This window comes from Halosimplex salinum (genome assembly GCF_003730195.1).
Lineage (GTDB): Archaea > Halobacteriota > Halobacteria > Halobacteriales > Haloarculaceae > Halosimplex > Halosimplex salinum.
In genome coordinates, this window is record NZ_QWGG01000018.1 from 25,147 (window position 1) to 37,389 (window position 12,243).

The window sequence follows — 12,243 nt, forward strand, 5'->3', positions numbered from 1 at the left end:
AAGAACCGTCGCAACCAGCTATTCACACTTCCCGCGTATGGCTTCCAGTTCTCTTCAGGTAGCTTCGGCTTCGACCGAGATACAACGTCCGTTCGCACCACCACACGCGACATCCGAACCAGACACCCTTGAGGCGGCTCGCCGCCCCGCATATATCGGCTTTCTCTTCAGAGCGCCGTTCGCGACGGACGCCTACAAATTCGGCTTCACCACGGGAATCCGTGAAGACTATCGCCTCCAGGTCGACTCCTACCGGAATGTCGACCTCCCCGTGGTTATGCTCGACAACGAGTTCCGCGACCCCGATCCCGACCGATACGTCGAGCGGTTCCGCGAGTACGAACCCGATGTGGCCGTCATCGGTGACGCTGAGACACCACAGGACGCCTGCGAGTACACCCAGCTCGCTCGCGACCTCCGCGAAGAGTTCCCGTCGACAACGTACATTATCGTCCCGAAGTGTCGCGAGGCAATCAAGATCATCGACGACGACCTCGTACTCGGGTATCCGCTCGGCTATTCGTCCCTCCACGCAGACGACTACAGCGACCCTGTGGACTGGCGTGGCCGCCATATTCACCTCCTCGGCGGGAGTCCCCCTATCCAGTACGAGGCGCTCCAGGACCTCACGCAGCCAACACTCACAGGTGCGTCGCCGGCGAACATCGTCGGGATGGACTGGAACGGGCCGGCGAAGGTCGCCTACCTCGGAGAGTACTGGAGTCGCGATGGCTGGCAATCCGCTGACAATCTCGGGATTCGTGAAACTGTCCGTCGGAGTCTCCGTGAGATGCGTGCCTTCTGGCAGGAGCGCGATCTCTGGCCGGAGACGACCCCCTGTGACGTCTACGGAGAAGCGGTTCAGGAGCCACAGGACCCCGTCTGGGCAGCGAACGGGCGAAATATCTATGAAAGGCCGAGTTCCTTCGCTCCTGACGATGCACCGGTCTACGACCCGGAGGATCCCGACTACGATCCGCTCGAGGATGCGATCGTTATCGCGTACGAAAACGGATGGACGCTTGCGTACCGCAACGAGTCGGAACGGAAGCGTATTGAGTACCAGGAGGGACTCACGCCCGTCAGCGGTGATTAGTCTCTCTCGAGTTACCCCACGGCGAGGCATCTGCAACGTTCCTCGTGGGGTAACTATGGTGACCGCTATCACCTCTGAACGGGAATTCACTCAGAAACGCGGGTTTCTCCCCACCGCCAAGCAGGTGAAGTATTTCATATGTCAACAGCTGCCTCTACCGTCGACCCGGAAACGATCGCACAAGCCGGTGACTCGCCTGAAACCATCCGCGACAAGGTCCTCCGCACGCTCTACCACACCGTCCCGGGAATCGAACTCGAGGATGTCCTCGAGCTTCGGGTACTCATCGATCCGCCGGCGAACGAGGATTCACATTCGAGGCAAGCGCAAGCCGTCCTTACAGCCGTCCAGGAGGAAGTAGAGACGTGGCCTGACCCGCCGACGATCCACACCCCACCTTCGGCCTATGAGTAAGGCGTCATCCAATGGAGTCGAAGATATAGTGACTGACTCAGACGACAAGATCCTCGAGGAACTCCCACCGAAACGATTTCTCGACACGTCCAACGCCCGCCTTATTAAGGCGGGCCTCCACTGTATGCATTCCCGAGAGACGATCCAGCAGTACCTCGCTTACGAGAACCAGCACAAAAACCGAACGTGGGTACAACGACTTCTCGCGAGACGAGCCCGAGAACTTGCCGACGAGCAGTCGGAGTAGTTATACACGCCACTGCTTCAATGGGTCACTCAGAGCAGGAAAAGGAGTTCCATTAACACCGTCCCAAAGAACTACTACACAATCGGTCCTCAAGAGTATACAACTGCAAATGTCGGCTGAATCATTCAGCGAGTTCTCTTCTCAGGCTGTGGGCATTCTGGAAGACGAATTGATGGATATTGATGGTTCCAAACTTCAAGTCTCTCCAGAACTTCGACTATCCTACTTCAATCCATTCCTCTTTGATTCTGGTGAGAAATTCACTAAGTACCCATTCGACGCCATAGTATATCGCGAAGTAAGCTGGGAACCGACTGGGTTAGATCAGATTGACGATATCGAAAGATGGTTCCTCGAAGAAACCGACTCCGTTGAGATACCGATCGCAGTTGTCGAATTCACCGAAGAACAACCACTCACATCGAATGCAGCGGTAAATCAGATCGCTCTCGAATCTCTTTCGAAATTTGATGCTATCTTACCGATGAGAGTACGATACGCACGTTTCGGTAGCTCTTCTTCCTCCTTCGAAAAAGACAACAACATCGTCTATTCCAAATTAAACTCAGCGAATTATTCCACAATTCAGCACAGCATAGTCGAACCAATCCAGGCTCATATAGCCAAATATTCCGATAGAGAACTGCTCGAAGCTTTTAATTTAGATGAAAAGGTCCGACGATCCGATCCCGAGATATTCTACCACTTCAATGACGTCCTCTGGGCCTACAATCACGACCGAAACAATATACTCGTAATCCTGCTGTCTGTCTACTTCGAGAACTATGTCAAAGACTTGCTAGAGGATTACTTTGAGGAGGCTCAAGACAACCCTGCTGCCTCAAATTTCTATGACGACGACTGGGGATTCGACCGATGTCTCAACGGGTGCAGAAGCTTCGGACTCCTCGAAGATGAGGACTACAACACCATCAATAAGATCCGAGACGCTAGAAATGACTACGCCCACGACATCGAATCTTTTGACAGCACCTATAGTACTGACGCAGAAGACGAAGGACTCATCGAAGACGGAATCCAATTATATGAAGAGTTGATTGGCGTCAAGAAATCCATTATAGACGAATAGCCCTAACACACTCAATACGTCTACATCTCGGCAGGGTCGCGAGCCTGCTTCTGGTACTGATTATAGAGGTCCTCTCCCCATTGGACTACCGCTTCGTTCGAACTGAGGATCATCGCGATATGTTCTCCCTCCCCTGTTTTATTGTACGCCCCAATCGCGATTTGCTCCCTATCGTAAATACCAATGCCGAGCGTAAGTGGTTCGTCGAGACAAAAAATCTGAAAGTTGTCGTAGTTTGAGTCGTCCAGAAAGTACTCCATCTCCTCTTCATGGAGTCGCTGGTAGAGCGAGGCGTCGACGATCGCCTCCCCTTTCAGACCAAGTTTGAGCAGTTTATCGTACGCGCTAAAGAGCGTCGGGTTGAAGATCGATGTCAACACGCGGAAGTGGTCAAGCCGTGGATCGCAGAGTTTGAGAGCTGTCGCTAGGACGATTCCTGGAGAGTGGGGTGAGGAGACATACAGCTTTGCGTCAGCGAGGGCTCGAACTGGAATATCCGTTCTAATTGGACTGAGACGTTGGAACCAGGGTGCTTTATCCAACACCTGCTCGATTGTCTCGGCCAGTTCCTCATACCGTTTTACTGTTTGCTGCCCAGCGGGCGTGAGCCTGTGAACACCGTCGCTCTCTACACTCCATCCTTCCGTCTCAAACATCCGTAACGCTCTCCGAACAGTTGCACGCGACGGAGACCCGTTGGTTGTGTCCACCAACTCGCTCGGACGGCTGGGTTGCTCTGCAAGCGTTTGTAACAACGGGATAGTATGTTTCGACCGAGTTAGCTGGGTGAGTGGCTCGCGTTCGAGACCATCTGGACACGATTCGAACGCTTCCAGCGTGATTTTCCCGCCTGCCGTCAGTTCATATCCACCCGTACCAGCTGTTTTCGTCAACCCCCAATCGGAAAGTTGCACGAGATGTTTCGATACCGTCTGTCGGGTGATCTCTCCCGATTCTGCGATAGTCGAGGCCGTCTTTGCGCCCCCGTCGAGTGAACGCAGTATATCTAAAGAGGTGGACCCAGCAAGATCACTAATGAATTCACGGACGACAATCCGTTCGTCCGTGAGTGGATTTGTGGTCGCACGCTCGGACTGCGTCACTTGTTTTCACCCGTTACTAAACTGCGTACCCAACGCTATGAATATATCGCACAACTCTGATATTGAATCGAACTTATTCGAATACCTTTCCCTTTCAAAACCCAACCGAAACCCGTCTCTCAGCGGTACTTTTTACATATACTGAAACAAAGAGCGACTATCGTGAGCTCTCAACTACCACCGGCACCGTCCGGTTATCCGGTCCTCAAAAACGCTGTCCAGTTCGCTCGCGATCCATTCACGTTTGTAGAGCGGGCGACGGCGGAGTGCGGAGACATCTATCGGATGGCTCTCCCGGCAGTCGACGATGTCTTTGTTTTCACTCACCCGGACCATCTTGACCGTGTCCTCGTGTCCGATGTCGAAGCCTTCGGGAAAACCGAGGACTATCAACGCGCGTTCGGGAACGGTCTCCTTTCAGTCGAGGGCCAGAAGTGGCGACAACAGCGCGATATGTTACAACCGCTCTTCTACCGAGACCACATAAGAGGCTACACAGAGCAAATGGTTGCGTGTACCGAACGACGTCTCGAGACGTGGAGTGAGGGTGAAACACTAGATATGGAGCCTGAGATGAAGAACCTCACTCTAGAGGTCCTCTTTTCCACGCTGTTCGGTCGTTCGTTGGTCCCAGGCGAGGATCAAGAACTTCGGGATGCCGCTGACGGACTCAACGAATGGTTCACACCATCATCGTGGATTCTGCCACCGTGGATTCCGACACCGGCACGGCGTCGATTCAATCAATCCACGAAGCGCCTCCGTCAGGAGGTTCGAAGATTACTCGAAGAAGGAAGCGACCGAACAAGAATCTCAGGCGACGAGGCAAGTGGGTCCAAGAACCAATCGAACTCTAAGCAGGCTGCTTACTCAAATACTCCAGACCTGCTCACACAGCTCCAAAAGGCGCGTAATAGGGCGGATGAAACAGATCTTACAATCGAAGAGATCGAAGATCAACTGATCACTATGGTTTTTGCGGGGCACGAGACGACCGCCGCAGCTCTTGCATTTACTTGGTACGCGCTGGCGACGAACCCAGACCTCCAAGAGCAACTTCATACGGAACTGGACACAGTTCTCGATGGAGACTCGCCCACTTACGACGACCTCCAGGACTTGGAGTTCACAGAACGAATAATCTCTGAGGCGCTACGGCTCTACCCACCAGTTCATACGATTCCGCGCCGGACACTCACTGATGTCGAAGTCGGTGGATATCGGATTCCCGAGGACCACGAGATCCATCTATCGATAATCCATGTTCATCGAGATGGACGGTTCTATGATGAACCTATGGTGTTCCGCCCGGAACGATGGACTGATGAGTTCGAGGAGGAACTCCACGACTTTGCGTATGCCCCCTTTGGTGGTGGACGTCGAACTTGCATCGGTCGGGAGTTCGCTCTATTAGAAGCAAAAGTAGTCCTAGCAACGGTCGGGCAGAAATTCCAATTTGATTGGGAGAACGACGAAGCAATTGAACTTGAACCGCGGGTTACGACTCGATCAAAAGAAGGCATCCCATTGCGAATTCGACAACGTTGAGAGCATAACATTACATCTGATCTGATAAACATCCCCTCCGTAATCATCGAATAAATCCCCGCCTTCTGAACCTGTGTATGTTCATACATTTTGACGGTGTAAACACGGATGAGTATAACACACAACCCGGTAATATTCAAAAGCGTATCTTATGAACCGGAATTCAATCGGCGATCTCCTACTCTTCCCATTTCTAAAGCAGTCATTACTGTTCGATATCCGCCTGCCCGCCCTGCCCGAATTAGACAATGTCAGCACAACACTAGTTCAAAACCCACCGCTCCGGAAGTATTGCCCTGCCAACCGCTCCCTGCAATAGTAGAATGCCCCAATGACGACCATCGTCATCACACTGAAAGACGGAAAGATATCCACCGACGGAGGAATCGATGTTTCGTCCAGCCAATCGACGGCCCCAACCACTGATTCCCACAATATCAATCGTCACCTCGACCTCGATACAGTGGTTGATCTCGTCGAACAAATGTCCGAGGATGAGATCTGCGCCCGACAGAGCACCAAATATCCAAACTGGTCCCGAGGTGACCCTTGCCCTGTCTGTGAAAACATCGAACTCGCTATTATGGAGCTTAGAGAAGCTACCTACACTTCCTCTGACGGCGAGTTCGACTTTGACCACTTTACTGATAACACAGGACCACAGCTCTCGATTGTCTGCAAAGAATGCCGGACACACCTCCTCCACATCCCCTATCACACACTGACTGAATAGGCCGGCTACGACTCGCTCAGCGTTACGGAGCCCAGCTATTGAGAACACAACTACAAAGTACTCACCACTCAATTAGGAACTCCTTGGATAAGAAACGGATATTAGATCAAGTTTAACTGAATGTCGGGCGGTCTAAAGAACACTTCGCTTTTATTGATGTGGACATAGAATTCCTACCCCGAGATGTGCAAAGTCGACGATCTCATCGCAGAGTATGGATTAACAGCCCCCGGGTCTGACTATGACTCTGTAGATGACTACCTCGCGAAACGGTGGACTGGAACTGACGGCCGCACTTCAGAAGGATATAAAAAACTCACAGACTGGTTCAATAAACGAGTTCTCAAGTCGATATATGAAAAACACGGGAGATCCACTGTTAGCATCCATCTGGACCGAGAATACGATGTTATTGTAAACGAAGATAACATCCAACGCGCCGAGCTCGCGGCCGACCTCGAGGGCGACGGGATGGACATCGACGAACTCAAGAAAACGCTCATCTCTCACGGCACAATCCGAAATCACCTCAAAAACTGTCTCGAAGTCGAAAAAGACACTCAGTCCACAACCAATTCCACTACTACGACTCGAGAGAAAGCCATCACGTCGGCGAAACGAATGGCTGCCTCAAAAACAGAAAACATCCTTCCAGAACTGGCAAAAGACGGCGTTGTTCCTTTTGCAGACCAAGCCACCGTCGACGTCGAAATCAGACTACAATGCCCCAAATGCGACACACGGGTCCCCATCGAAGATGCAATCAATCGGGGGTACGTCTGTAACGACCATATGACGGATCCAAACAATACAGACCCACCTAACAATCCAACTTCAGATTCGCCGGAGAATACCGAATCTGACGAAGACGATTCACACCATCAGTCAGATACAACGATGAATTCCATGCCCTCATCACAAACCTCTCTCCTGCTCTCTCTACTGGCCCTCGGAGTCACTTCGTTCTCGTCCCAATCGCCTATGCTAATAGATAGTATGCTCAACACCACGTAACCATGACCTGGCATCTAGAAATCGAAAATATTGCAGGCATCCATCGAGGGGAGGCTACGATCGAATCCGGTGTGAACGCTGTCCGAGCGAGCAACTGGCAAGGAAAATCGAGCTTCCTCACCGCAATTGAAACAGCCTTCGGGACTGAAACAAGCCTCACCGAAGGCCAAGATCACGGTCATGTTGAGCTCGAAATCGACGACACCACCTACGCTGTCGACCTTGATCGTACCAACGGCACGATTACACAATCCGGCGATCCATACCTCACCGATGATGTCGATCGCGTCTGTGCTGACCTCTTCGCGTTCCTCGATGAAACCAACGAGGTCCGCCAAGCCGTCCGTGTGGGTGAAAACCTTGAGGACCTCCTCACTCGTCCCCTCGATTTCGAGAACATCGACGAGCAGATTGCCGACCTTAAAGGCGAACAGAAACAGGTCGAGGCCGAACTCGACCGAGCCCAAAACGCTGCTAACCGTCTCCCGCGCCTCCAAGAGAGGGTCACTTCGCTCGAATCCCAACTCGAAGACCTTCAGGAAGAGTGGGACGAACTCGACAACGAAGCTTCTTCAGATAGTGACGCTCGAGACGAGCTGAGTAACCTCCGCGCCCAGCTCGAGAAGACCAAGACAGACATCAACCGGTACGAATCAACCGCAGATCGCGTCGGGGATGAACTTGAAGCAAAAAAAGAGGAACTTGAGACGTTGGATGTCCCAACACACGAGGAGCTCGAAGACGACCTCGAGGATCTCCAATCTGACCTCCACGAAATCGAACGGGATAAAGAACTCCTCCAGTCGATTTATGAGGTAAATCAGCGCATTCTCGAAGAAGACCGTCTCTCGCTTCTCACAGACGTCTCTCACGATATGCTCTCCGACCAGCTTGCCTGCTGGATCTGTGGCAACGACACCTCTCGTGAAGAGGTCGAGGCACAGTTAGACAGTATCTCTGACCGTCTTAATTCACTCCGCGACCAAGAGTCGACTCTCCGCAACAAGGTAAACGAGCTTCAGGAGAAACAACAGACTGTACGGGATGCGGAGCGGAAAGAACGCGACCTCCGCGACCGCATCGGAGAGCTTGAATCTCAGCTGGATGACGCACAGACGAATCTTGAATCGGCCAGAGAACGAAAAGCCTCCCTCGAAGCACAGATTGACGAACTCGAAGATCAGGTCAGTGAGACGCAAGACCACGCGACTGACCTCCAGAGTGAGATCAAATACACGGAAGCTGAGCTTGAAGACGCTCGTGACGAACTTGAGACAGTCAAGTCGGAAGCCTCGCAGCGTGATGTCCTCGAAGAGGAACTCGAATCTCTCCGCTCCGAGGTCGAGGACCTTCGAACACGCAAGGAGCGTGTGAAGCGAAACACTCGGGACGCATTCGATTCGGCGCTCTCCGACATTCTCACGAGATTCGACGTCGGGTTCGAGACAGCACGCCTCACCGACAACTTCGACCTCATCGTCGCACGTGGAGGCCGCGAAGCCAGCCTTGACGCTCTCAGTGAAGGCGAGCGGGAACTCCTCGGCATCATCGCTGCTCTTGCCGGCCACGAAGCATTCGATGTCGCTGACCGGGTTCCCGTTATGCTGCTCGACGGGCATACCGGTCTCGACGATACCAACATCCACCATCTCGTCGATTACCTCTCTGAACGCGTCGATGTCCTCGTCCTCTCCGCCTTCCCCGAGTACGACGCCTTCGAGGGTCACGAAGTCACTCCAACCAACTGGGAGACCATCTCCTACGGGGACGAGGTTGAGGAAGTCGTAGGATAGTTCTCGCTGCTCACTCTCGATTTTATACCCCGCGGGGGGTTAATCTCTCAATGACTTTTTGCGAAGACGCGACTTCTGGCTCCCATATACTACTCTGTCCGCCCTGGCGTTCACTCATCACGCTCACGAGTAGCTGCTCTACTGTCTCCCAATCGCGGAAAACACTTTGTCGCCGGACCACATATCCGCAGGTAAGTTCGCCCCCTATGCGGCCAGTAGCACTCGCAACTACCATCATCCGGGTTACTATCCAGTCCCGGAGTGGTGATGTATGACCTCCCGGTTTGATACCCCCGCGGGGGATCAAGACAACCCCCGTCCATCCGACGAGCCTTCGTTGACGATCACTAGGGCTACACCTCGGCAGTTTTCCAGCCTCTTCGTCGCCTTCCTTCTCCTTTCGAGTGTCTGCTTCTCCACGATTGCGGTAGTCGCGACCAACGAATCCAACTCTACCGCGCAACCGCCGGTTGACGGGAATGCTCGTGTATTTGTCGCGAGTGATCGCGATACGGAGGCTCTCGGCATTCCGGGTGGCGGTCGTGGTGGCATTCTCCTCCAGTATGTTGTGGAGGCCAATGCGTCGACTGAAAACCTCTCTCGTGCTGTCGACACCTACACGCTTACGACCAATCCAGAGACGCGCGTCCGTATTGATGGCTCACCCCGGACACTGCAGGAGTATCGACTTGACCAGTTGGCGAGAGTTGAACGAACAAACTCAACGAGTCGGTGGCCGGCAAGCGCACCGGACCGGGAGGATAGCCTATTCATCAAAGACGGCTTCATCGCGTATATGGGTGCGACCAGCGCTGCCGAAGTGAACGCCCCAGGAGCGGAAACAAACGGCACTTATCTAATGGGGCCAGACGGGCGTATCCTTGAGTACGTCGACTACCGCGTCGCCCTCCCAGAACCAAATACGACCACCCGCTATGTCCGCGAAACAAAGGATGTCACCCTCAACATCCCTGCGCCGGAGGATAACTCGTCGGACGACGTACAGACCGTCACCAAGACAGTTGAGTTCGAGACGCTCGACGGTCACACTATCACGCGTACCGTCAGCGCCACCGGTCGTGGCCCGCTAACCGTAAATCGCTCTGTGACGGCCGTCGTCGGCGGCTATCGCACTAACACCACATACGATCTCGCCTCACAACGGGTTGAGCGTAACCTCAGCATCGACGATCAGACGTGGTCGAAACACACGACACCAGAAACATCGGCACGAGAGGCCCGGTATATCGACTACGCAAACGCTCCCCCTTCGGATGGTGAGAGGCAACGTCTAGAGCTTCAGGCGACGATCAACGTCACCGCGGAAGTCACCACTGATCACTATTTCTACCATCCGCACAACGATACGTGGACGTACACTCACACGGAAGTCAATGCCACCTATGATGAGCTCACCGTTACCGACGATCGGCCAGCCCACGTTGTCCCACCAGACAGCGTCTCGATTTCCCAGCGCGTAATTGAGGAACCACACGACCGCCGCTCCATCGTCCTCTCTATCGAGGGCCCGGAGCATCTCTCTGAACGGTCACTTTGGAGTTGGGCCGCCCTCAACGTAGAAGGAGACTCGAATGCTAATGCCCAACGCCTAACGAACGTCTGGCAGGTCTACGGTGTCCGTCAGTACCGCTGGGGCGAAACAACGTCGAACTGGGACACAGACCCACAACGTACGGAGTTCCCACCAACACTTGCCCTCCGACTCACTGCTCGACAACCGTCCCCAAGTGTTGAGGCCGTCGGAGAAACGGATGTGTATCGTCACGGACGGGTGACGGATCTCCGCCAGCGCACTGTTCCTGGTGTCTCGAAGCGGGCGACCCTGGCGGAAAATGTGAATCTCACTACGGCGACCGCCAACCAGACCTCGAGAATTGTCATCAGGGACGCTCCCGGTCAGATCACCTCAGTAACGTCGGTCTTCGGGGATGAAATACCCGTCTCGACAACAGAGGTCACCTCGATGGAGGATTCGTCGCTCACCTACACCGTGATTCCGCCGGAAGAAGGGGAAGAAAACGAGCCGCCGGAACTCAGACTCCGTCTTACTGGCCCAGACGGAACTCCACTCCCGGATCGGAAACTAATCTTGACCGGGGCGGTCGAATCCTCAGTCACTACAAACGACAACGGTGTCGCCTACGCTACGTTCGATAGTGCGACGATCACCGCGCGCTTCCCTGGTGACCCATACACAGAGAATCACGACATCTACTACTCGTCCAGCCACACAACCGCGATCTCTCCCGGAAACGGGAGCCTGATTGTTGATCTCTGGACGTTCTTTTTACAGCCAGTACAGGCCGCTCTCCTCTCGCTGGCTGTGAGCGTAGGCTTGCTCGTCGGGGTCGGCTGGTATACCATCAAGTAGCCATCCCTCGCAATATTCTCTCAAGATTGACGACACCCACTTCTTCGTCATTCAGCCGGCCTTGCGAACTTCAGTTGACGATGAGATCGTAGCGCGACTCACTGTCCTCGGTCAATGGCTATATCCGATTGGTTCGGGGATAGAAGTTATAGGTATTGGACAACGTATTCTGACACAGCGATTCACATGGAGCGCTCTCCAACCACCCTTAGTAGGTGGCTCTACCGTGTCGGTCGCCGTCTTCGCCACCGAAAGTCTAGGGACTCAACAGAAACCTCCGCAATGGAACCGTCGACGTCATCCAGCATCCTCTCGGCCAAAATTCAAGACCGTCTCTTGGGTATCGCACCTACAGCTCAACAAACCGTTTCCTCCACTGCGGCGATGGCTGCCCTCCCGATCATTCCGCTATTTAATCCCCTTGACCCAGAGGATTGGTTCGAGGGGATCGTCAACACGCTCGCGACCGGCTTGACGAACGTCCTGGGCGAGGTTTTCGTGGGAATGGTCCAGGAGTTTCTCGTTATCGACCCGTTGTACTACCAGGAAGGAGCGAATGCAACTTTTATACAGAATCTCCAGTACTCGCTGATTCTCTTTCCGACCGTCATCGTCCTCGGAACGATCGCGGCACTCTTTTCGGAAGCCCCAGAGGGCTCCTATTTACGGCAGGGAATCCGTATTGTGTACGTGTTTAGCCCCGATGAATTTCGCCACTATCTCGTAATAGGCGACCAATCGGGGGGATATGTACCCTCAGCAAGGGCTAATTGATTTTTTCCAGGGATGGTCTCCGCTCGGAGACCATCCCGG

The 12,243-nt window shown here is 53.7% G+C and carries 10 protein-coding genes; 8 read left to right on the forward strand and 2 right to left on the reverse strand.

Going from position 1 to position 12,243, the window contains the following annotated elements; all coding sequences use genetic code 11:
* Positions 1-37 precede the first annotated feature (37 nt).
* The 3 genes from D1409_RS23815 (at position 38) to D1409_RS25040 (ending at position 2,847) form a co-directional block, all read left to right on the forward strand.
* A complete protein-coding gene (locus tag D1409_RS23815; protein ID WP_235853732.1) occupies positions 38-1,096 on the forward strand; it encodes a DUF6610 family protein in 1,059 nt (352 codons plus the stop codon).
* Between the two features lie 138 nt (positions 1,097-1,234).
* On the forward strand, positions 1,235-1,510 hold the full coding sequence (locus D1409_RS23820) for a hypothetical protein (RefSeq protein ID WP_123539450.1): 276 nt from the start codon (positions 1,235-1,237) through the stop codon (positions 1,508-1,510).
* Between the two features lie 356 nt (positions 1,511-1,866).
* Positions 1,867-2,847 carry a hypothetical protein gene (locus D1409_RS25040; RefSeq protein ID WP_164471889.1) on the forward strand — a complete coding sequence of 327 codons (981 nt, stop codon included), beginning with the start codon at positions 1,867-1,869 and terminating at the stop codon, positions 2,845-2,847.
* Positions 2,848-2,867: 20 nt separating this feature from the next.
* Here the strand turns inward: D1409_RS25040 and D1409_RS25865 are convergent, their stop codons facing one another.
* Entirely contained in the window at positions 2,868-3,950 is a 1,083-nt protein-coding gene (locus D1409_RS25865; protein WP_123539453.1) for a transcriptional regulator FilR1 domain-containing protein, read from the reverse strand.
* A 162-nt stretch (positions 3,951-4,112) separates the two neighbouring features.
* Between D1409_RS25865 and D1409_RS23840 the strand changes: the two genes are divergently transcribed.
* Positions 4,113-5,498, forward strand: coding sequence for a cytochrome P450 (locus D1409_RS23840; RefSeq protein WP_206425180.1), 1,386 nt, complete (start codon positions 4,113-4,115; stop codon positions 5,496-5,498).
* Positions 5,499-5,760: 262 nt separating this feature from the next.
* Here the strand turns inward: D1409_RS23840 and D1409_RS25045 are convergent, their stop codons facing one another.
* Positions 5,761-6,303, reverse strand: coding sequence for a hypothetical protein (locus D1409_RS25045; protein WP_164471890.1), 543 nt, complete (start codon positions 6,301-6,303; stop codon positions 5,761-5,763).
* A 111-nt stretch (positions 6,304-6,414) separates the two neighbouring features.
* Here D1409_RS25045 and rdfA point away from each other — a divergent pair, with 111 nt between their 5' ends.
* From rdfA to D1409_RS23865, 4 genes are all read left to right on the forward strand, one after another.
* Positions 6,415-7,245, forward strand: a complete 831-nt coding sequence (gene rdfA / locus D1409_RS25050; RefSeq protein ID WP_164471891.1) for a rod-determining factor RdfA — start codon at positions 6,415-6,417, stop codon at positions 7,243-7,245.
* Between the two features lie 2 nt (positions 7,246-7,247).
* Complete coding sequence (locus tag D1409_RS23850) at positions 7,248-9,038, forward strand: archaea-specific SMC-related protein (RefSeq protein WP_123539456.1); 1,791 nt, start codon at positions 7,248-7,250, stop codon at positions 9,036-9,038.
* 271 nt (positions 9,039-9,309) lie between these two features.
* Positions 9,310-11,430, forward strand: a complete 2,121-nt coding sequence (locus tag D1409_RS25055; RefSeq protein ID WP_164471892.1) for a hypothetical protein — start codon at positions 9,310-9,312, stop codon at positions 11,428-11,430.
* 384 nt (positions 11,431-11,814) lie between these two features.
* Positions 11,815-12,204 (forward strand): hypothetical protein, encoded by a 390-nt coding sequence (locus D1409_RS23865; protein WP_123539459.1) that lies wholly within the window; start codon positions 11,815-11,817, stop codon positions 12,202-12,204.
* Positions 12,205-12,243 lie beyond the last annotated feature (39 nt).

What these genes read in the sequence shown, in the direction of transcription:
- D1409_RS25040 (WP_164471889.1), top strand. Translation starts at nt 1,867, where the DNA reads ATGTCGGCTGAATCATTCAGCGAGTTCTCTTCTCAGGCTGTGGGCATT.
- D1409_RS23850 (WP_123539456.1), top strand. Translation starts at nt 7,248, where the DNA reads ATGACCTGGCATCTAGAAATCGAAAATATTGCAGGCATCCATCGAGGG.
- D1409_RS23820 (WP_123539450.1), top strand. Translation starts at nt 1,235, where the DNA reads ATGTCAACAGCTGCCTCTACCGTCGACCCGGAAACGATCGCACAAGCC.
- rdfA (WP_164471891.1), top strand. Translation starts at nt 6,415, where the DNA reads ATGTGCAAAGTCGACGATCTCATCGCAGAGTATGGATTAACAGCCCCC.
- D1409_RS25055 (WP_164471892.1), top strand. Translation starts at nt 9,310, where the DNA reads ATGACCTCCCGGTTTGATACCCCCGCGGGGGATCAAGACAACCCCCGT.
- D1409_RS23865 (WP_123539459.1), top strand. Translation starts at nt 11,815, where the DNA reads ATGGCTGCCCTCCCGATCATTCCGCTATTTAATCCCCTTGACCCAGAG.
- D1409_RS23815 (WP_235853732.1), top strand. Translation starts at nt 38, where the DNA reads ATGGCTTCCAGTTCTCTTCAGGTAGCTTCGGCTTCGACCGAGATACAA.